Here is a 19,070-nt window from a genome sequence, read left to right on the forward strand (position 1 = left end):
CGCCGAGCGCGGCGCGGCAAAGGCACGGGTACCCGCGTGACGACCCACGGTCGTCACCTACCGGTTCAGGATGATCCGGCCTGTCGCCATTGTCCCAGGTGGTAGAATCGCGCCTTTCCTCTTTGCGCTTCATCGTGCCATGCACCTCTCCCTGCTCAAGACCAAGATCCACCGCGCCACCGTCACCCATTCGGAACTGAACTACGAAGGTTCCATCGCGATCGACGACAATCTGCTGGCCGCTACCGGCATCCGTGAGTTCGAACAGGTCCATATCTGGGACGTGACCAACGGTGCGCGCTTCTCCACCTACGCCATCCGTGCCGAAGCCGGCAGTGGCGTGGTCTCGCTCAACGGCGGTGCCGCGCGTCATGTGCAGGTGGGTGACATCATCATCATCGCTGCGTTCGCTACCATGAGCGAGCAGGAAGCGGACAGCTTCAAGCCGAAGCTTGTTTACGTGGACGGCAGCAACCAGATCACCCACACCAACGACACGATCCCGACACAGGCCGCATGACAACCAACAACGGATTCGACACGCTCCACTCCCACGCCCGGCGCCTGCAGGGCGCAAGCATTCCAGGCCTGCTCGCCGCCGAACCTGGCCGCGTGAAGGAGCTGGCGCTGCGGGTCGGTCCGTTGTACGTCAACTTTGCGCGCCAGACCTACGACGCCGCAGCGCTGCAGGCGCTGCTGTCGTTGGCCGCCGAGCGTGATGTCGGCGGCGCCATTGCGCGTCTGCTGCAGGGCGAGCAGGTCAACCTCACCGAAGGCCGCGCCGCGCTGCATACCGCCCTGCGTGGCGATGTCGTGGACGCCCCGGTGGCGGCCGAGGCCTACGCTACCGCGCGTCAGGTGCGGCAGCAGATGGGCGAACTCGTCCGCGCGCTGGAAAGCAGCGGCGTGACCGACGTGGTGAGCGTCGGCATCGGCGGTTCGGATCTGGGCCCTCGGCTGGTGGCCGATGCGCTGCGCCCGGCGCAGGGTGGACGCCTGCGCGTGCATTTCGTGTCCAACGTTGACGGCGCTGCGATGCAGCGCACGCTGGCCGGGCTGGACCCGGCGCGTACCGCCGGCGTGCTGATTTCCAAGACCTTTGGTACGCAGGAAACCCTGCTCAATGGCCAGATCCTGCATGACTGGCTGGGGGGCAGCGAACGCCTGTATGCGGTCAGCGCCAACCCCGAGCGCGCGGCCAAGGCGTTCGCCATCGACGCCGCGCGGGTGCTGCCGATGTGGGACTGGGTCGGTGGTCGCTATTCGCTGTGGTCGGCGGTCGGCTTCCCGATCGCGCTGGCCATCGGCTTCGAGCGCTTCGAGCAGCTGCTGGAGGGCGCCGCGCAGATGGACGCGCATGCGCTGGACGCGCCGCTGGAGCGCAACCTGCCGGTGCTGCATGCGCTCACCGACATCTGGAACCGCAACGTGCTGGGCCATGCCACGCACGCGGTGATGACCTACGACCAGCGCCTGGCGCTGCTGCCGGCCTATCTGCAGCAGCTGGTGATGGAGAGCCTGGGCAAGCGCGTCCAGCGCGACGGCGCACCAGTGGCTGGCGATACCGTGCCGGTGTGGTGGGGCGGTGCCGGCACCGATGTGCAGCACAGCTTCTTCCAGGCGCTGCATCAGGGCACCAGCATCGTGCCGGCCGACTTCATCGGCTGCGTACGCCATGATGACCCTTACGCGATCAACCACCAGGCGCTGCTGGCCAACCTGCTGGCGCAGACCGAGGCACTGGCCAATGGCCAGGGCAGCGAAGACCCGCACCGTGCGTATCCTGGTGGCCGCCCGAGCACGCTGATCCTGCTCGACGCACTGACCCCGCAGGCGTTGGGTGCCCTGATCGCCATGTACGAGCATGCGGTGTATGTGCAGTCGGTGATCTGGAACATCAACGCGTTCGATCAGTTCGGTGTGGAGCTCGGCAAGCAGCTGGCCAACGGCCTGTTGCCCGCCCTGCAGGGTGAGGCGGTCGAGATTGCCGACCCGCTCACCGCCGAGATCCTCGCCCAGCTCAAGCGCTGACGCGACGACCGAAGGTCGTCGCCGACCCTGATGCAGGCGGGTGGTGACGGGCGATGCCCGTCACCCTGGTGGCGCGTGACGCTCTTCCATCATTCCACCGGGCAGGGCACTCTGGCAGGCCACACGCCAGCGATCATCCGCCAGGGAGGGACCGATGTCTGGAGCGGTAAGGTTTGATGGGCCCGAGGCTGACTATCTGCAGTGGCTCGCGGCCAATCCTCACGGGTTTGTGGTCAATACCACGCGCTCGATGTCGCCTGGCTACTTCTTTCTTCACCATGCTTCGTGCAGGGCAATCAACAGCCGCTCCGGCGCCAGGAAGTTCACCAGCGCCAAGTACATCAAGGTCTGCGCCCCGCGCGTTGCGGACCTGCGCGCGTTCATGGCGGACAATGACCGGAAGGATTTCTCCGGCTATTGCGGGAGCTGCACGCCGGGTGCCGCCGACGCTGACCACGATATCGACGCATTCCAGCGCAAGGTGGTTCGCTCGCTGCAGGATGACCCGGCAGCCCGCGCAGCGCGGCTGAAGGTCGCGCCCGTTTTCGCCAAAGCCGTGCAGGTCGTCACCACCGTCCACATGCGGAACCCGGATGTCGTTGCCGAGGTGTTGGCGCGGGCCAAGGGGGTCTGCGGGGGGTGTGGCAGCCATGCGCCTTTTATCCGCGCCAGCGACGGCAGCCCCTATCTCGAAGTGCACCATCGCAAGCGTCTGGCAGATGGCGGGGAGGATACCGTGGCAAATGCCGTCGCCCTGTGCCCAAACTGTCACCGCGAGCAGCACTTCGGCATCAAGGCGCCCGTCCTGTCTGGTGCACCTGCAGGAGCGTGACGATCAACGGTCGTCACCTGCCGGTAGTGCCCGGCTCTGCCCGGCAAGCCGCAGCCGGCAGCGTTACCCGCGGCTGGGGTCGCGTTCGGGGCTGGGACGCTTGGCCAGTTTGCGCTGCAGCGAGCGCCGGTGCATGCCCAGCAGGCGCGCGGCGGCCGAGACGTTGCCGCCGGTCTCATGCATGGCCTGCTGGATGTGTTCCCACTGCAGCCGGCTGATCGGCGTCATCGCATCGGGCACGTCCAGCTCGCTGTCATCAGCCGGGCCGTCGTCCTCTTCACCCAGCGCGCGCAGGATCATCGGCACCGTGGCCGGTTTCGGCAGGTAGTCATCAGCGCCCAGCTTGATCGCTTCCACTGCGGTAGCGATGCTTGCATAGCCGGTCACCAGCAGGATCCGCATGTCCTCGCGCAAGGCCCGCAACGGCTGGATCAACGCCAGGCCTGATTCGCTGCCAAGTTTCAGATCGATCAGCGCAAACGCCGGGGGTTGCTGCCGCGCCAGCAGCAGAGCGCTGGCGATGTCCTGCGCGGTGCGCGTTTCCAGACCCTTGCGGGCAAGGCTGCGCTGCAGCGTGCGCAGGTAGAGGTCGTCGTCGTCGACCAGCAGGCCATCGCCGGCCAGCACTGCGTGGGAGGGCAGGGGGGTGTTCATGGGGTTTCCTCGTGAGGCGCCAGCGGCACGCGGAAGCCTACGCGGCTGCCGGTGCCGACAGCCGGACGCATCCACATCTGACCGTGAAGACGCTCGATGGTGGCATGGGACAAGGCCAGGCCGACGCCCATGCCTTCGCTCTTGCTCGAGCTGAAAAGGGTGCCAGGCAACACGGCCTGGCGCGTGTTGAAACCGTGGCCGAAATCACGAACCTCGCCGACCAGGTCTGCCCCGTCAATGCGCAGGTCCAGTTCCACTTCCGCATGGCCGGCCTTTTCACCGGCATCGGCCGCATTGTTCAGCAGCACCATCAGCAGATGGCCGACGCCGGCGTCCAGCGGCAGGGTCAGCGGGGCGTCGTCGTTGCGGCGCAGGCGGATCGTCGGCCGTACCAGCCGCCACTGCTCCAGCACCTGCAGCGCGGTCGCCGGGCCCCGGCCGGGACGGTCCGGCGCCGCCGGGGCCGCCAGTGCCAGCACCCGCTCGCGGCACTGCACCAGCAGCTCGCGCAGGGTCTCCAGGTCCTCGCGCACCTCCGGGTTGGCTTCCTGCTCGGCGATGTCGTCGGCCAGCAGGGTCATCGTTGCCAGCGGGGTATTGAGTTCGTGCGCCACCGACGCGGCGTGCGTGGCCAGCGCAACGATGCCCTCGTTGCGGGCAAAGCGTTCGCGCAGCAACGACAGCTCGTGCTCGCGGCGGCGCAGCGCCATCGCCAGGCGGGTGGAGAAGGCGAGCACGACGGTCGCCGAGATCAGGAAGTTGGCCACCACGCCCCAGCGCTGCAGTTCTGCCGGTGAGAAGTAGCCACCGTCCGGCAACGGCAGGCCGAAGATCGCGCTGACGCTGTAGCCGAGCAGGCAGGTCGCGGCCACGGCCAGGGTCCAGCGGGCGGGCAGGGCGAGGGCCGCCAGCGCGATGAGGATCACAAACAGCGAACCGAACGGATTGCTGATGCCGCCGCTGCAGCCCACCATCCACGTCAGCACCGCCACGTCCACCAGGATGTGGCCGAAGGCCGTCACCGGCGCGGTGTCGGTCTCCTGGTCGCTGCGGTGCTCGCGCCATTGCACGTAGATGTTGAAGGCAGCCAGTACCGCCACACCGGCCCACAGCGGTCCTTGCCGCAGCGGCAGGCCGAGTACCCAGGTTGCCACCAGGATGGTCGCCGCCTGGCCGGCCACCGCCAGCCAGCGCAGGCTGCACAGCGTTCGCAGGAAGGGGGCGTCGGCACCGGTCATGGGGCAGATGGTATGCGCAAGCCGATGAAGCTGCCTGCGACAATCGGCCGCATCGGTGCGTCGGCAGTCACCCGCCCGGCAGCCGCAGCGGTAGAATGGGCGGATGCACGACGCCGTCTCCCGCCCGACCCCTCCTGCCGAGCCTGCTGCCTGGCCCCGTCGCTTGACCCAGCCTGTCCGCATCGGCGGGGTGGTCGTGGGCGGGGGCAAGCCGGTGGTGGTGCAGTCGATGACCAATACCGATACCGCTGACGTGGCTTCCAGCGTCAAGCAGGTCGCTGAACTCTGGCGTGCCGGCTCGGAAATGGTCCGCCTGACGGTCAACAACGCCGAGTCGGCAGCGGCGATCCCGCGCATCGTCGACAAGCTGGCGATGATGGGTATCGAGGTGCCGCTGATCGGTGACTTCCATTACAACGGTCACCAGTTGCTGGCTGCCGAGCCGGCCTGTGCCGAAGCGCTGGCCAAATACCGGATCAACCCGGGCAATGTGGGCTTTGGCAAGAAGAAGGACACACAGTTCGCCCAGCTGATCGAGTTTGCGATCCGGTACGAAAAGCCGGTGCGCATCGGTGCCAACTGGGGCTCGCTGGACCAGGCCTTGGCTGCCCGCCTGATGGACGAGAACAGCCAGCGTGCCAAGCCATGGGATGCCGGGCGTGTGCTGCGCGAAGCGCTGATCCGCTCGGCGCTGGACTCGGCCGAGCAGGCGGTGGAGCTGGGCCTTGCCCGCGAGCGCATCGTGCTGTCGGCCAAGGTCAGCGGCGTGCAGGAACTGATCGCGGTCTACCGTGATCTGGCCAACCGGTCCGACTTCGCCCTGCACCTGGGGCTGACCGAGGCCGGCATCGGCAGCAAGGGCATCGTCGCATCGGCCGCCGCGCTCGGCGTGCTGCTGCAGGAAGGCATCGGCGATACCATCCGCATTTCGCTGACCCCCGAGCCGGGGCAGTCGCGGACGCAGGAAGTCATCGTCGCCCAGGAACTGCTGCAGACCACCGGCCAGCGCGCGTTCACCCCACTGGTGACGGCGTGCCCAGGATGCGGTCGCACCACCTCCGAGTTCTTCCAGGAGCTGGCCAAGGTCGTGCAGACCCACGTGCGCGAGAAGATGCCCCTGTGGAAGATCGAACACCCCGGCGCGGAGAACATGACGCTGGCGGTGATGGGCTGCGTGGTCAATGGGCCGGGCGAGTCGCGCCACGCCAATATCGGCATTTCGCTGCCGGGTACCGGTGAGGCGCCGTCGGCGCCGGTGTTCGTCGACGGCGAAAAGAAGGTCACCCTGCGCGGGGAAAACATCGCCCAGGAATTCGTCGCGCTGATCGACGACTATGTCGAGCGCACCTATGTCCGAAGCGCCGGATAAGCCCGAGGTCATGGCCGTCGGCGCCGAAGCGGCGCCGGTGGTAAGGCACTGGATGGCGCGCAATGCGTGGCGTTTCGTGCTGCTGTTTGCCGGGATGCTGCTGCCGCTGGCCGGTTTCGTCAGCCTGGCTGAGGAAGTCCACGAATTCGAGGCCTTCAACTTCGACGCACCGCTGCTGTGGCGCCTGCACGGGTGGCATGACCCGGCACTGGACTACTGGGTGGTGCTGATCACCCGGCTGGGCTACGAGTGGTTCCTGATTCCGGCCGATGTGCTCATTGTCGCCGGGCTGCTGCTCTGGCGGCGCTGGCGCGAAGCGACGTTTGCAGCACTGTCGTTGGCCGGTTCGGCGGTCCTGAACCTGGGCAGCAAGCAGTTTTTTCAGCGTGATCGACCGAGCCTATGGGAATCCATCGCGCCGGAGAGCACCTACAGCTTCCCCAGCGGGCACGCGATGGGCTCGATGACCTTCGCCTGGGTGGTCGTGCTGTTGGCCTGGAATACCCGCTGGCGCTGGCCGGCGGTGGTGCTGGCCCCGTTGTTCACCCTGCTGGTGGGCGGCTCGCGCGTCTATCTGGGCGTGCATTATCCCTCCGACATCCTGGCCGGGTGGCTGGCAGCGACCGTGTGGGTGGTCGGCTGCTTCCTGCTGCTGTTCCGACGGCGTACCCCTTGGCGCGCAAGGCCTGTGGCGGCTCTGCCGCGCTGAGGCTGTCGCCTCCGGCAGCGCCGTGGCAGCGATAGGGTATATTTATCAATCAGACAGGTTCGGTGGGATGGGGTGTGTGGCCATGGGGATGGAGTGTGATCTGCACCGCACATCGGCTCGCAGTGGCGTCAGTCGCGCTTGTAGGGGCCGGGCAAGGCGCCTAGCGTGGCACTCACAAGCGGCGGTGGAAGGGGTAAGTGCATGACGATTCGTGTCTATCTGGTCGACGACCATGCCCTCGTCCGTACCGGGATGAAGATGATCCTGTGCGGGGAGACCGATATCGATGTAGTCGGTGAAGCCGAGACCGGCGAGGAAGCGCTGCGTGAGATCCGCCAGCTGCAGCCCGACGTGGTGCTGTGTGACCTGCACCTGCCCGGTGTCAGCGGGCTCGAGGTGACCGAACGGATCGTGCGCGGGCAGCAGGACGTGCGCGTGGTGATCGTGTCGGTACTTGAGGATGGGCCGATGCCCAAGCGGCTGCTCGAGGCCGGCGCGGCCGGTTACATCGGCAAGGGCTGCAATGCGCAGGAGCTGTTGCGTGCGGTACGTGATGCCGCGTTGGGACGGCGCTACCTGGGCAGCAGCATCGCGCAGAATCTGGCCTTGTCCACGGTGGAGGGCAGCGCATCGCCGTTCGACGCGCTGTCGCCGCGCGAACTGGAAGTGGCGCTGCTGCTTACCCAGGGCCTGCGACAGGAAGACATCGCGCGGCGCCTGAGCCTGAGCGCCAAGACCATCAACACGCACAAGGCGCGCCTGTTCGAGAAGATGGGTATCCACGACAACATCGCGCTGGCGCGCATGGCCAGCCAGTACGGGCTGGTCGACCCAGCGCGCCCGATGTAAACCCGGAAGGGCGACTCCCGGGTAGAGCCGACCCCACGGTCGGCTCACCGCGCCAAGGCGCGGCAAACCCTGCACACAGCGCCGGAGCGGTTCAGGCCGTACGCACGCGCGCAACAATGCGGGCCGCCTGCGCGGCGCTGTCACGGACCTTGTCCCATGCGCCATCGGCGATCCAGTTGGCCGGCACCATCCACGAGCCGCCGATGCAGACCACATTCTTCTGCTCCAGGTACTGCGCGGCGCTGTCTTCGGTAATCCCGCCGGTCGGACACAGCTGCAGGTCGGCCATCGGCCCGGCCAGGCCCTTGATCATCGCCAGCCCGCCCACCGCCGTGGCCGGGAACAGCTTGCAGACGCGGAAGCCGCGCGCATACAGCGACAACAGCTCGGTCGGTGTGGCCGCACCGGGCACCACCGGCAGCGGCGCCTCGGCCAGCGCATCGGCCAAGGGCGCTGGGGTGCCTGGCGTGACCAGGAAGTCGGCACCGGCGTCGATGGCCTGCTGCATCTGCTGCACGCTCAGCACGGTGCCGGCGCCAACCACCACGCCGGGCAGCTCGCGCTTGAGCATGGCCAGAGCCTCAAGCGCCACCGGGGTGCGCAGGGTCAGTTCGATGGCCGGCAGGCCGCCCTCGAGCAGGGCTGCGCTGACCGCGCGGGCCTGCTCCAGCGTGTGGACGGTGAGTACCGGCAGGATGCCGGCTGCGCGCAGCAGGTCGGCCGCGCGCTGTTGGTGCTGTTCAATGCTCATGCTGCATTCCTTTCATCATGCGTGGGGCTGCCCTGGACGCTCACGCGTCCTTGGCTTCGTGCGGCGCCAGCGCCGCGTCCGGGTCGCGTCCCAGATCGTATTCGGCGTCGTAGTTCCAGGCGCTGCCGTCGGCGGCAGCCGGGCCGCAGGAGATCGAGATGGCACCCTGGTCGGCCGGGCCCACCACCTGGCGGTTCACCGCGAACAGGTTGCGGCCCAGGTCGTGCGCGGCCGGTGCGGTGTTCGGCGCCAGGTCGCGCGCTGCCCAGTCGGCCGCGTCCACCAGAACCTCCAGCGTGCCGGCTTCACCGTCCAGACGGATCATGTCGCCCTCGCGCACCTTCGCCAGCGGACCGCCACGCGCTGCTTCCGGGGTGACATGGATGGCCGCCGGGATCTTGCCCGACGCGCCGGACAAGCGACCGTCGGTAACCAGCGCCACGCGACGGCCCTGGTTCTGCAGCAGGCCCAGCAGCGGTGCCAGTGAATGCAGTTCGGGCATGCCGTTGGCGCGCGGGCCCTGGTAGCGGACCACCGCCACGAAATCCTGCGGCAGCACGCCGGCGGCGTGCAGCTTGTTGAGCACCTGCGGGGCGTCGACCACCACCGCCGGCGCTTCGATCTGCCGGTACTGCGGCTTCACCGCCGAGAGCTTGATCAGCGAACGGCCGAGGTTGCCGCGCAGCAGGCGCAGACCGCCCTGGGCCTCGAACGGCTCGGCCACCGGGCGCACAACCTCGGTGTCGGCGCTGGTTTCGATGCCGGGCAGGTAGGTCAGCGCGCCGTCACGCAGCTGCGGCTCGCGGGCGTAGTCGGCCATGCCGCCACGCGCGACGGTGACCAGATCGCCGTGCATCAGGCCGGCCTTGATCAGCTCGCCGAACACGAAGGCCGGGCCGCCCGCAGCGGCAAACCGGTTCACGTCGGCCTCGCCGTTCGGGTAGACCCGGGCCAGCAGCGGGATCAGCTGCGACAGCTCGTCCATGTCGTCCCAGGTCAGGATGACACCGGCTGCGCGTGCCACCGCGATCCAATGGATGGTGTGGTTGGTCGAGCCGCCGGTGGCCATCAGTGCGACCACCGCATTGATGATGGCGCGCTCGTCGATCAGCCGACCCAGCGGACGGAAGTCGTCGCCCAGTGCGGTGATGTCCAGCGCACGCTCGGTGGCTTCGCGGGTCAGTGCGTCGCGCAGCGGCGTACCCGGGTTGACGAACGAGGCGCCCGGCAGCTGCACGCCCATTGCTTCGAGCAGCACCTGGTTGGAATTGGCCGTACCGTAGAAGGTGCAGGTGCCGGCGCTGTGATACGAGGCCGCCTCCACTTCCAGCAGTTCTTCGCGGCTAGCCTGGCCGGCAGCGTAGCGCTCGCGGACTTCGGCCTTCTGTTTGTTGGGAATGCCCGGGGTCATCGGACCGGCCGGCACGAACACCGCCGGCAGGTGGCCGAAAGCCAGCGCGCCGATCAGCAGGCCCGGCACGATCTTGTCGCACACCCCGAGGTACACGGTGGTATCGAACATGTCATGGCTCAGCCCGATGGCGGTGGCCTGGGCGATCACATCGCGCGAGAACAGCGACAGTTCCATGCCGCCGCGACCCTGGGTGACGCCGTCGCACATGGCCGGCACGCCGCCGGCAACCTGCGCGGTAGCGCCGAGGTCACGGGCGATCTGACGGATCTGCTCCGGATAGGTCTCAAACGGCTGGTGCGCCGAGAGCATGTCGTTGTACGAGGTGATGATGCCCAGGTTCGGCGTCACCCCACCGCGCAGGCGGCTCTTGTCGGTGCCGCCGCAGGCGGCGAAACCATGGGCGAGGTTGCCGCAGCTCAGGCGGCTGCGGAACGGGCCATCGCGCATCGCATCGTCCAGCGCGGCCAGATAGGCGGCGCGCGAAGCGGCGCTGCGGCGCACGATGCGTTCGGTGATGGCGTGCAGGCGGGGGTGCAGACTCATGGGCTACCAGTATTCCGAGGTGGCGGGAGAGATGCGCTCAAGCGCACCAGTGGACGCGCAGACGCGCACCGGGCAGGTTGATGGCGTTGAGGATCGGGTACTGCTGCGGGTCGTTGTTGTCCAATGCGTGGCGCAGCACTTCCAGCTTCTGCGCACCGCGCAGCAGCAGCAGGCGATGGCGGCTCAGCGCCAGCCCGCGCGGGGTGAGGGTGATGCGCAGCGGCCACTGGTTGGCGCCCGGGCAGCCGGTGGCGTCCAGTGCGGCGTAGGGCAGGGTGCTTTCCACCACCCGGGGCAGGTCGCGCGAACCGGGGAACAGCGAGGCGGTATGTCCATCGTTGCCCATGCCCAGCACCACCAGGCTCGGCGGCTGGCTGTGGTTGGCCTGCAGGTTGGCCGCGTACACGCACTCGGCCAACGGTTTGCCGATGCGCACCAGCGGATCGAAATGCACGCCCTCGGTGCGCTTGAGCAGGTGTTCGTTGACCAGCCAGGCATTGCTGTCACGGTCCTGTGGCGAGAGCCAGCGCTCGTCGGCCAGGCTCACCTCGACCCGGTCCCAGGCCAGGTCCAGCTCGGCCAGCGCCTGGTACACCGGCGCCGGGGTGCTGCCGCCGGACAGCAGCATGCGCGTGCGCCCGTTCTCGGCGATACCCTCGGCCAGTGCGGCCGCCATCTCCGCGGCCGATTTCTCGATCCAGTCGTCCGGGTCGCGATAGGTGACCAGATCAAAGCGGTCGGTGATCAGCGGTGGGGTCATGCACGGGCTCCGGCGAGGGCACGTTCGGCATCCACCGCGTAAGCGGCGGCGCCGAGCAGGCCAGGGTTGGGGTGGATCACGGCCAGCGACGGCACGCGACCCATGATCGAAGAGAAGCGCCCCTTGTTCTCGAAGCGTTGGCGGAAACCGGAGTGTCGCAGCGATTCCAGCATCCGCGGCACCAGGCCGCCGGTGAGGAACACGCCATCCCACGCGCCCTGGATCAGCACCAGGTCACCGGCAATGGCGCCGAAGATCGCGCAGAACAGATCCACCGCACGCAGCGCCTGCGGATCGTTGGCTGCCGCACGCGCGGTGACTTCGGCCGGCTGCAGCAGGCCCGGGTCGAACCCGGCCATCTCACACACCGCGCGATGGATGTTGACCAGACCGGGACCACAGACCAGGCGCTCGTTGGAGACGCGGCCGAAGGTTTCCGACAGGATTTCCAGGATGCGGATCTCCTCCGGCGTGCCCGGCGGGAAGCTCACATGGCCACCTTCGGTTTCCAGCGGCCAGCAGCGGTCATCGCGCACCACCAGTCCGCCCACGCCGAGCCCGGTACCGGGACCGATGACGCCGTAGTTGGCCGGTTGGCCGGGCAGGCGCGGGCTCCAGCGGGCACCGCCCAGCTGCACCACGTCCTGCGGCTGCAGCAGCGAGATCGCCATGGCCTGCGCGGCGAAGTCGTTGATCAGGTGCAGTTCGTCAAAGCCCAGTACCTGCGCGGTGCGGCTGCGTGAGATCACCCAGGGATGATTGGTGATGCGGGCCTCGTCGCCGTCCACCCGCCCGGCCACTGCGAAGACGCCACGCGTGGCGACCGCATCGGCCTGCTGCAGGTAGTGCGCGGCCGCATCGGCCAGCGAGGGAAACTCGCTGACGGCGAACTCGGCGATGCTGTCCTGCTGCAGCGGCGCGGCCTCGCGGGTGTCGGCCAGCGCAAAGCGCGCGTTGGTGCCGCCAATGTCGGCCACCAGCACCAGCGAGGGTGCCGCGCTCATGCCTTGTCTCCACGCGCGGCGGCTTCGAGTTCCTGCGGCAGGAACGTGGCCGCCTCGGCCGGGCCCCACTGACCGGCCGGGTACGGCTCAAGCGGCAGCTGGGCGGCCTTCCACGCATCGGCGACGCTGTCGATCCAGGCCCAGGCCGCGCGCACTTCGTCATCGCGCACGAACAGGGCGTGGTTGCCGTTGAACGCATCCAGGAACAGGCGCTCGTAGGCGATGCGACGATGCAGGCCGGTCGGCACGGAAAGTTCCAGTTCCAGCGGCTGCAGTTCCAGCGCGCCCCATTCCGGGCCGGCCAGACTGCTCATCAGGCCCAACTGGATGTTCTCCTGCGGCTGCAGCTGGAACACCAGACGGTTCGGCGCAGCCTGGCTGCGGGTGGGGCGCTCGAACAGCCAGTGGGTGACCGGCTTGAGCGTGACCACCACACGCGAGGTGCGTTCAGGCAGCCGCTTGCCGGTGACCAGATGGAACGGCACGCCGCTCCAGCGCCAGTTGTCGATGTGCGCGGTGACCCCGGCAAAGGTTTCCACCTCGCTGCCTTCCGGCGGCTGGTAGGCCTGTGCAGGCTGCCCGTTGATGCTGCCGGCGGTATAGCGCCCGCGGATGCTGTCGCGTGCCGCAGTGCGCGCTTCCAGCGGCCGCAGCGAGCGCAGCACCTTGACCTTCTCGTCGCGGATGCGGTCGGCCTCCAGCGAAGCCGGTGGCTCCATCGCCACCAGGCACAGCAGCTGCAGGATGTGGCTCTGGACCATGTCGCGCAGCGCACCGGAGCGCGCGTAGTAGGCGTCGCGGCCGTCCACGCCCTCGCTCTCGGCGACCAGGATGTGCACCGACTCGATGTAGTTGCGGTTCCACACCGCTTCCAGCAGCGTGTTGCCAAAGCGCAGCGCGATCAGGTTCTGCACTGCCGCCTTGCCCAGGTAGTGGTCCAGGCGGAACACCCGGTCCTCGTCGATCCACTGGGCGATGGTGGTGATGATCTGCTCGGCGCTTTCGCTGTCGCTGCCGATCGGTTTTTCCAGCATCAGCCGGTGCGGCGCGGCCAGCACTCCGCCCTTGGCGAGCCCTTCGCAGGTGGAGATGTACAGCCCGGGCGGGATGGCCAGATAGCTCACACAGCGGCGGTCGGCCAGGTCGGAGACCGCATCGGCCACCGAATCGACATCACGCAGGTCCACCGAACGGTAGTCGATGCGACGCAGCAGCGACTGGATGTCTTCGATCGGCGCCTGCGGCATGGCCTGCTGCAGACGCGGACGCAGGATGTCATGGAAGGCGTCGGTGTCATGCGCCGACAGCGCCATCGCGCGGATGCGGAAATCTTCCGCCAGCAGTCCGTCGGTCAGCAGCCGCAGCAACGAGGGGAACAGATAGCGCTGGGCCAGATCGCCGGTGGCGCCGAACAGGAGGAGGGTATCGTGCATCGTTCGAGTTTCAGATCCGGGTGACATCGTTGTCAATCGCTTGCTCGCAGGGTTTCGGCAGGGTCCGGTCGGCAGTCGGTCCAGGGTCTGGACAGCTGTCGCCGGGACGGATTCCGGGCGCATCGGGACATGCGGTGGTGCAGCACGACCCATGGGTCAGAATGCCCTGTCTGGATAGTGCCACGTGAAAACGTTTACATGGCAGAATGGGCAACTGTATTCGATTGCATTGGCTTCCGTCATGCGGCATCGAAGCAAATCCACTGTCATCGGGAGGGCCGACGGCAGTCCACATGCAACAGCTCCGGCATCGGGCGGACGGGAAGAGTGATATGGCAAAAGTGCAGCTGCAGGGTATTCGCAAGGTCTACGACAACGGGCAGGTCGCCGTCCAGAACGCGTCGTTCGAGGTTGCCGATGGCGAACTGATGGTGCTGGTGGGGCCGTCGGGCTGCGGCAAGTCGACGCTGCTGCGGATGATTGCCGGGCTTGAGGAAATCAGTGGCGGCACCCTCACCATCGGCGACCGCGTGGTCAACGACGTCGCGCCCAAGGACCGCGACATCGCCATGGTCTTCCAGAGCTATGCACTGTATCCACACATGACCGTGGCCGAGAACCTGGCCTTCGGGCTGAAGCTGCGCGGCCATGACAAGGCCACGATCGAGGCGCGCATCAGCGAGGCGGCGCAGACCCTGGGCCTGACCAGCATGATGGACAAGCTGCCCAAGGCGATGTCCGGTGGCCAGCGTCAGCGCGTGGCGCTGGGGCGCGCGCTGGTGCGCGAGCCGGCGGTGTTCCTGCTCGACGAACCGCTGTCCAATCTGGATGCCAAGCTGCGTCACAGTGTGCGCACCGAGATCGCGCAGCTGCACCGCAAGCTCGGCACCACGATGATCTACGTCACCCACGACCAGGTCGAAGCGATGACGCTGGGTCAACGCATCGTGGTGCTCAAGGATGGCGTGATCCAGCAGATCGACACGCCGATGGCGCTGTATGACCGCCCGGCCAACCTGTTCGTGGCCGGGTTCCTTGGCAGCCCGGCGATGAACGTCCTGCGCGGCACGCTGCAGGGCAGTGCGGCCGGCGTGAGCGTGCAGGCGGCCGACTGGAAGGCGCCGCTGGGCCAGGCGATCATCGACCCGTCATGGCTGGGCAAGGCGATTGCCGTGGGCGTGCGCCCCGAGCACCTGCAGCCGGCCGAGGCAGGCGATGAGCATGTGTTCAGCGCCCGCATCGAAGGCATCGAGCCGGTGGGCAACGAGATCTTCGTCAACATGGTCAGCGGGGGTCACGCGCTGACCATGCGCGTGGCACCGCGCGCGCTGCCTGCGGTGGGCGAGGACATCCAGGTAGCCGTGCAACCGCAGTCCCTGCATTTCTTCGATGCCGACACCGGCGAGCGCCTGGTCGCCTGAAGCCGCCTGGCGCGTGGGGAACAGCGTGACGACTGACAGTCGTCACCTGCCGCAGCCGCGCGGTGTCGTAGCGCCGGGCTCTGCCCGGCGAGCGCGCAGCGCGGCCGTCAGCGTTGCGTTGCGGTGTCCGGGGTAGGTGACGACCGTTGGTCGTCACGCCTCAGCGGCACAGCCGTGCCGTGACGCCGTGTCCAGGAGCAACAGCGTGACGACCAACGGTCGTCACCTGCCTCAGCCGCGCGGTGTCGTAGCGCCGGGCTCTGCCCGGCGCTGCGCCGCTCAGCGGTTCAACCCGTCCAGCAGCGGCAGGCGCTGTGCGGGGTGGCCGTCGACGTGCAGCGGCGCGTCGCTGGTCTCCAGCGGCAGCACCGCCAGCGCCAGCGGGCCGGCCACGCTGACTACCGTGCCCAGCGCGGTGTCCGCTTGCTGGACGCTGCTGCCCGGCGCGGCGGCACCGTCCAGCTCCAGCAGCTGCAGGGCGCGCTTGGCTTTGCCGAGAAAATGCGTGCGCGCCACGATCTCCTGGCCCGGGTAGCAGCCTTTGCGCACGCTGTAGCCGTCCAGCCGGTCCAGCCCGAGCTGCTGCGGTGTCCACTGCTCGCGCTGGCTGGCCACCAGGCGCGGCACGCCAAAGCGCAGGTCGGCCTGCCGCCACGCCTCGATGAACCCGGCATCCGCCGTGCGGTCTGCCGCGGCCGGGGCGATCTGCATCAGGCGCGGCAGCGCGTCGCTACCCACATCCAGTTCCAGTACCGCATCGCCAGCAATTACAGCACCCCGCGCGGCGTCCGGGACGGCCAGCGCGCCGCCGATCTGCAGATCAAGGCGCTCGGTCACCTTCACCTTGCGACGAAATACGAACCGCTGCAGCTGCGCAGCGATCTCATCGGCGCCACCGTCGGCCAGCACCAGCAACAGATTCTCCGGGCTCAGCCGCAGCAGCTGGAAAACGGCAATCGTGCGGCCCTTGGCGGTCAACCAGCTGCTCCAGTGCCAGTGCCGGTCGGGCAAGGTGGTGACGTCGCTGGAAAACTGCGCCTGGGCGAAAGTCAGCGCATCCGGGCCGGTGATATCGACCAGCTGATGGTCGCCAAGCCACGGAAATCCAAGGGAATCAGGGGAAAGGTTGTCAGGCACGTGATCGAGGTCTAGAATTTGTGCGTTGCGAGACCGACCATGATAGGCCAAACAACCCCCTCTCCCGACTCAGTATCTGAAGCTCCGCTGGACGACCCGCAGGCCCCCGTGCCTGAGGACACGCCCGCGCAGCAGAAGGAAATTGGTGGCCGTGGCGGACTTGATCCGGTGCGGTACGGCGATTGGGAGAAAAACGGACGCTGCATCGATTTCTGATCAGCATTGAGCCAACGCGGCATTTGCCGCCCAGCCGAGACAACGAGCCCAGCGAATGGCGACCAGAGAACGTCCCCTTTCCCCGCACCTTCAGGTGTATCGCTGGCAGATCCAGATGGCCACCTCGATCCTGCATCGAGCCACGGGCATCCTTCTGTCTGTTGGTGCCCTCATCATCGCTGGAGGCCTGCTGGCCTTGATGATGGGGCCCGAATCCTGGAACTGCTTCACCGGGCACGCCGGTGCGTGGTATGGAATGCTGTTCCTGTTCGCATGGACGTGGGCCTTCGCCTACCACCTGTGCAACGGCATCCGCCACGTGGTGCAGGATTTCGCCATCGGTTTCAGCATTGCCGCCTTCGTGCGCAGCAGCTGGATGTCGGTCATTGCCTCGCTGGTGATCACCGCGCTGGTCTGGGCTTACGTGCTGCTCGTTGGAGGTGCCGCATGAGCCGGTTCCGTACTCCCTTGAAGAACGTGCGCGGTCTGGGCGCTGCCAAGAGCGGCACCGAGCACTTCGTGCATCAGCGTCTGACCGCCACCGCGCTGGTCGCGCTTTCCATATGGTTCCTGGTCTTCGTGCTGAGCCTGATGGGCGCCGATTACGTGACCGCCACGGCCGCCGTTGCCAAGCCGTGGAATGCGATCCTGCTGGTCGGTTTCCTGGTGGCCATGTTCTGGCACGCCCAGCTGGGCCTGCAGGTGGTGCTCGAGGACTACATCCACAATTCGCTGCTGGCCGTGGCCCTGCAGACCATGGTCAAGTTCGTTGCCGTGCTCGGCGCGATCGTCAGCGTGTTCGCGGTTGCCCGCATCGCGCTCGGCGTCGCCTGAGCGCAGGCACCCAGACAGGAATCCAGAGTAGATGTCCGCTTACAAGATCACTGAACACAAGTACGACATGGTCGTGGTCGGCGCCGGTGGCGCTGGCCTGCGTGCCACGTTCGGCCTGGCCGCCAAGGGCCTGCAGACCGTCTGCCTGACCAAGGTCTTCCCGACCCGCTCGCACACCGTCGCCGCCCAGGGCGGTATTTCCGCCGCGCTCGCCAACATGGGCGAGGACGACTGGCGCTACCACTTCTACGACACCATCAAGGGCTCGGACTGGCTGGGTGACCAGGACGCCATCGAGTACATGTGCCGCGAAGCGATTCCGGCCATCATCGAGCTCGAGCACTACGGCGTGCCGTTCAGCCGCACCGAAGAGGGCAAGATCTACCAGCGCCCGTTCGGTGGCATGACCACCAAGTACGGCGAAGGCCCGGCGGCGCAGCGCACCTGCGCGGCGGCCGACCGTACCGGCCACGCCATGTTGCACACGCTGTACCAGCAGTCGCTCAAGCACGATGCACGCTTCATGATCGAGTACTTCGCGCTCGACCTGATCTTCGATGACGAAGGTGCCTGCCGCGGCGTGCTGGCGCTGGACATGGCCGACGGCTCGCTGCACCTGTTCCGCGCCCAGGGCGTGGTGCTGGCCACCGGCGGTTACGGCCGTGCCTACTTCAGCGCCACCTCGGCGCACACCTGCACCGGTGACGGCGGCGGTCTGGCCATGCGTGCCGGCATCGCCATGCAGGACATGGAGTTCGTGCAGTTCCACCCGACCGGCATCTACGGCGCCGGCTGCCTGATCACTGAAGGCGTGCGCGGCGAAGGTGGCATCCTGCGCAACAGCAGTGGCGAGCGCTTCATGGAGCGCTACGCGCCGCACTACAAGGACCTGGCCTCGCGCGACGTGGTCGCCCGTTCGATGACCATCGAAATCCGCGAAGGCCGCGGCGTTGGCGAGCACAACGACCACATCCTGCTTGACCTGACCCACCTGGGCCCGGGCGTCATCGACGACAAGCTGCCGGGTATCGCCGAGAGCGCGCGCATCTTTGCCGGCGTCGACGTGCACAAGCAGCCGATTCCGGTCATTCCGACCGTGCACTACAACATGGGCGGCATTCCGACCAACTTCCACGGCGAAGTGGTGCGCAAGGTCGGCGACAACCCGGACGCCGTGGTGCCGGGCCTGTACGCCATCGGCGAAGCGGCCTGCGTGTCGGTGCACGGCGCCAACCGCCTGGGCTCCAATTCGCTGCTCGACCTGGTGGTGTTCGGTCGTGCGGTGGCCAACCGCTGCGCCGAGACCATCAAGCCGAACGCGCCGCACAAGCCGCTGCCGTCTGATGCGTGCGACAAGGCGCTGGGCCTGCTGGACAAGCTGCGCTACGCCAACGGCGACACCCCGACCTCGGTCATCCGCGATCGCATGCAGCGCACGATGCAGGCCGACGCGGCGGTGTTCCGTACCAGCCAGACGCTGAAGGAAGGCTGCGAGAAGATGGCGCAGGTGTTCGATTCGTTCCAGGACGTGAAGGTCTCCGACCGTTCGCTGGTCTGGAACTCCGACCTGATCGAGACCTACGAGCTGAACAACCTGCTGCTCAACGCAGTGGCGACGATCAACTCGGCCGAGCAGCGCAAGGAAAGCCGTGGTGCGCACGCGCACGAGGACTTCCCGGACCGCGACGACGTCAACTGGCACAAGCACACGCTGGTCAACGTCGATGAGAAGGGCAAGTGCAGCTTCGACTACCGTCCGGTGCACATGTACACGCTGACCGACGAGGTCGACGTGGTGCCGCCGAAGCCGCGCGTGTACTGATCGCGTCCCCCGCCTACCATGCAATCCGCGCCCCGAGGGCGCGGGCCGCCTGA

19 protein-coding genes are annotated in these 19,070 nt (G+C 67.5%); 11 read left to right on the forward strand and 8 right to left on the reverse strand.

Going from position 1 to position 19,070, the window contains the following annotated elements; all coding sequences use genetic code 11:
* Positions 1-139 precede the first annotated feature (139 nt).
* The 3 genes from panD (at position 140) to RZA67_RS07945 (ending at position 2,863) form a co-directional block, all read left to right on the forward strand.
* Positions 140-520, forward strand: coding sequence for an aspartate 1-decarboxylase (panD, locus tag RZA67_RS07935; RefSeq protein WP_317212150.1), 381 nt, complete (start codon positions 140-142; stop codon positions 518-520).
* A complete protein-coding gene (pgi, locus tag RZA67_RS07940; protein WP_317212151.1) occupies positions 517-2,031 on the forward strand; it encodes a glucose-6-phosphate isomerase in 1,515 nt (504 codons plus the stop codon). The genes panD and pgi overlap by 4 nt, the downstream gene beginning before the upstream one ends.
* A gap of 154 nt (positions 2,032-2,185) precedes the next feature.
* A complete protein-coding gene (locus tag RZA67_RS07945) occupies positions 2,186-2,863 on the forward strand; it encodes an HNH endonuclease signature motif containing protein (protein ID WP_317212152.1) in 678 nt (225 codons plus the stop codon).
* Between the two features lie 63 nt (positions 2,864-2,926).
* Here RZA67_RS07945 and RZA67_RS07950 read toward each other — a convergent pair whose 3' ends face one another.
* Both RZA67_RS07950 and RZA67_RS07955 read right to left on the reverse strand, forming a co-directional pair.
* Entirely contained in the window at positions 2,927-3,517 is a 591-nt protein-coding gene (locus RZA67_RS07950; RefSeq protein ID WP_317212153.1) for a response regulator, read from the reverse strand.
* Complete coding sequence (locus tag RZA67_RS07955) at positions 3,514-4,755, reverse strand: ATP-binding protein (RefSeq protein WP_317212154.1); 1,242 nt, start codon at positions 4,753-4,755, stop codon at positions 3,514-3,516. The genes RZA67_RS07950 and RZA67_RS07955 overlap by 4 nt, the downstream gene beginning before the upstream one ends.
* Positions 4,756-4,858: 103 nt before the next feature.
* On the opposite strand from RZA67_RS07955, the gene ispG reads away from it, so the two are divergent.
* The 3 genes from ispG to RZA67_RS07970 all read left to right on the forward strand — a co-directional run bounded on the left by ispG (position 4,859) and on the right by RZA67_RS07970 (position 7,682).
* Positions 4,859-6,124 (forward strand): flavodoxin-dependent (E)-4-hydroxy-3-methylbut-2-enyl-diphosphate synthase, encoded by a 1,266-nt coding sequence (gene ispG / locus RZA67_RS07960; RefSeq protein WP_317212155.1) that lies wholly within the window; start codon positions 4,859-4,861, stop codon positions 6,122-6,124.
* Complete coding sequence (locus tag RZA67_RS07965) at positions 6,105-6,833, forward strand: phosphatase PAP2 family protein (protein WP_317212157.1); 729 nt, start codon at positions 6,105-6,107, stop codon at positions 6,831-6,833. Before ispG ends, RZA67_RS07965 begins: the two co-directional genes overlap by 20 nt.
* 201 nt (positions 6,834-7,034) lie before the next feature.
* The gene (locus RZA67_RS07970) at positions 7,035-7,682 is read left to right on the forward strand and encodes a response regulator (RefSeq protein WP_317212158.1); all 648 of its coding nucleotides are present in this window, start codon (positions 7,035-7,037) and stop codon (positions 7,680-7,682) included.
* A gap of 91 nt (positions 7,683-7,773) precedes the next feature.
* On the opposite strand, the gene RZA67_RS07975 is transcribed toward RZA67_RS07970, so the two are convergent.
* From RZA67_RS07975 to zwf, 5 genes are read right to left on the reverse strand one after another with little or no spacing between them, the layout of a single operon-like run.
* On the reverse strand, positions 7,774-8,433 hold the full coding sequence (locus RZA67_RS07975; RefSeq protein WP_317212159.1) for a bifunctional 4-hydroxy-2-oxoglutarate aldolase/2-dehydro-3-deoxy-phosphogluconate aldolase: 660 nt from the start codon (positions 8,431-8,433) through the stop codon (positions 7,774-7,776).
* Positions 8,434-8,473: 40 nt separating this feature from the next.
* A complete protein-coding gene (gene edd, locus RZA67_RS07980; protein WP_317212160.1) occupies positions 8,474-10,390 on the reverse strand; it encodes a phosphogluconate dehydratase in 1,917 nt (638 codons plus the stop codon).
* A gap of 37 nt (positions 10,391-10,427) precedes the next feature.
* Complete coding sequence (gene pgl / locus RZA67_RS07985; protein WP_317212161.1) at positions 10,428-11,150, reverse strand: 6-phosphogluconolactonase; 723 nt, start codon at positions 11,148-11,150, stop codon at positions 10,428-10,430.
* Positions 11,147-12,154, reverse strand: coding sequence for a glucokinase (gene glk, locus RZA67_RS07990; RefSeq protein WP_317212162.1), 1,008 nt, complete (start codon positions 12,152-12,154; stop codon positions 11,147-11,149). The genes pgl and glk overlap by 4 nt, the downstream gene beginning before the upstream one ends.
* Complete coding sequence (gene zwf / locus RZA67_RS07995; RefSeq protein ID WP_317212163.1) at positions 12,151-13,587, reverse strand: glucose-6-phosphate dehydrogenase; 1,437 nt, start codon at positions 13,585-13,587, stop codon at positions 12,151-12,153. The genes glk and zwf overlap by 4 nt, the downstream gene beginning before the upstream one ends.
* Before the next feature lie 332 nt (positions 13,588-13,919).
* Between zwf and ugpC the strand changes: the two genes are divergently transcribed.
* Positions 13,920-15,008, forward strand: a complete 1,089-nt coding sequence (gene ugpC / locus RZA67_RS08000) for a sn-glycerol-3-phosphate ABC transporter ATP-binding protein UgpC (RefSeq protein WP_317212164.1) — start codon at positions 13,920-13,922, stop codon at positions 15,006-15,008.
* 279 nt (positions 15,009-15,287) lie between these two features.
* Here ugpC and RZA67_RS08005 read toward each other — a convergent pair whose 3' ends face one another.
* On the reverse strand, positions 15,288-16,145 hold the full coding sequence (locus RZA67_RS08005) for a folate-binding protein (RefSeq protein ID WP_317212165.1): 858 nt from the start codon (positions 16,143-16,145) through the stop codon (positions 15,288-15,290).
* Positions 16,146-16,184: 39 nt separating this feature from the next.
* Here RZA67_RS08005 and RZA67_RS08010 point away from each other — a divergent pair, with 39 nt between their 5' ends.
* The 4 genes from RZA67_RS08010 to sdhA are packed head-to-tail and all read left to right on the forward strand — an operon-like array spanning position 16,185 to position 19,017.
* Positions 16,185-16,361, forward strand: coding sequence for a DUF1674 domain-containing protein (locus tag RZA67_RS08010; RefSeq protein ID WP_317212167.1), 177 nt, complete (start codon positions 16,185-16,187; stop codon positions 16,359-16,361).
* A 55-nt stretch (positions 16,362-16,416) separates the two neighbouring features.
* The gene (gene sdhC, locus RZA67_RS08015; protein WP_317212169.1) at positions 16,417-16,812 is read left to right on the forward strand and encodes a succinate dehydrogenase, cytochrome b556 subunit; all 396 of its coding nucleotides are present in this window, start codon (positions 16,417-16,419) and stop codon (positions 16,810-16,812) included.
* Positions 16,809-17,195 (forward strand): succinate dehydrogenase, hydrophobic membrane anchor protein, encoded by a 387-nt coding sequence (gene sdhD, locus RZA67_RS08020; protein ID WP_317212171.1) that lies wholly within the window; start codon positions 16,809-16,811, stop codon positions 17,193-17,195. Before sdhC ends, sdhD begins: the two co-directional genes overlap by 4 nt.
* A 31-nt stretch (positions 17,196-17,226) precedes the next feature.
* Complete coding sequence (gene sdhA, locus RZA67_RS08025) at positions 17,227-19,017, forward strand: succinate dehydrogenase flavoprotein subunit (protein WP_317212173.1); 1,791 nt, start codon at positions 17,227-17,229, stop codon at positions 19,015-19,017.
* Positions 19,018-19,070: the final 53 nt, after the last annotated feature.

This window comes from Stenotrophomonas sp. C3(2023) (assembly GCF_032911385.1).
GTDB lineage: Bacteria > Pseudomonadota > Gammaproteobacteria > Xanthomonadales > Xanthomonadaceae > Stenotrophomonas.

Coding starts and splice junctions, on each gene's coding strand:
- panD (WP_317212150.1), top strand. CDS start 140: ATGCACCTCTCCCTGCTCAAGACCAAGATCCACCGCGCCACCGTCACC.
- pgi (WP_317212151.1), top strand. CDS start 517: ATGACAACCAACAACGGATTCGACACGCTCCACTCCCACGCCCGGCGC.
- RZA67_RS07945 (WP_317212152.1), top strand. CDS start 2,186: ATGTCTGGAGCGGTAAGGTTTGATGGGCCCGAGGCTGACTATCTGCAG.
- RZA67_RS07950 (WP_317212153.1), bottom strand. CDS start 3,517: ATGAACACCCCCCTGCCCTCCCACGCAGTGCTGGCCGGCGATGGCCTG.
- RZA67_RS07955 (WP_317212154.1), bottom strand. CDS start 4,755: ATGACCGGTGCCGACGCCCCCTTCCTGCGAACGCTGTGCAGCCTGCGC.
- ispG (WP_317212155.1), top strand. CDS start 4,859: ATGCACGACGCCGTCTCCCGCCCGACCCCTCCTGCCGAGCCTGCTGCC.
- RZA67_RS07965 (WP_317212157.1), top strand. CDS start 6,105: ATGTCCGAAGCGCCGGATAAGCCCGAGGTCATGGCCGTCGGCGCCGAA.
- RZA67_RS07970 (WP_317212158.1), top strand. CDS start 7,035: ATGACGATTCGTGTCTATCTGGTCGACGACCATGCCCTCGTCCGTACC.
- RZA67_RS07975 (WP_317212159.1), bottom strand. CDS start 8,433: ATGAGCATTGAACAGCACCAACAGCGCGCGGCCGACCTGCTGCGCGCA.
- edd (WP_317212160.1), bottom strand. CDS start 10,390: ATGAGTCTGCACCCCCGCCTGCACGCCATCACCGAACGCATCGTGCGC.
- pgl (WP_317212161.1), bottom strand. CDS start 11,150: ATGACCCCACCGCTGATCACCGACCGCTTTGATCTGGTCACCTATCGC.
- glk (WP_317212162.1), bottom strand. CDS start 12,154: ATGAGCGCGGCACCCTCGCTGGTGCTGGTGGCCGACATTGGCGGCACC.
- zwf (WP_317212163.1), bottom strand. CDS start 13,587: ATGCACGATACCCTCCTCCTGTTCGGCGCCACCGGCGATCTGGCCCAG.
- ugpC (WP_317212164.1), top strand. CDS start 13,920: ATGGCAAAAGTGCAGCTGCAGGGTATTCGCAAGGTCTACGACAACGGG.
- RZA67_RS08010 (WP_317212167.1), top strand. CDS start 16,185: ATGATAGGCCAAACAACCCCCTCTCCCGACTCAGTATCTGAAGCTCCG.
- sdhC (WP_317212169.1), top strand. CDS start 16,417: ATGGCGACCAGAGAACGTCCCCTTTCCCCGCACCTTCAGGTGTATCGC.
- sdhD (WP_317212171.1), top strand. CDS start 16,809: ATGAGCCGGTTCCGTACTCCCTTGAAGAACGTGCGCGGTCTGGGCGCT.
- sdhA (WP_317212173.1), top strand. CDS start 17,227: ATGTCCGCTTACAAGATCACTGAACACAAGTACGACATGGTCGTGGTC.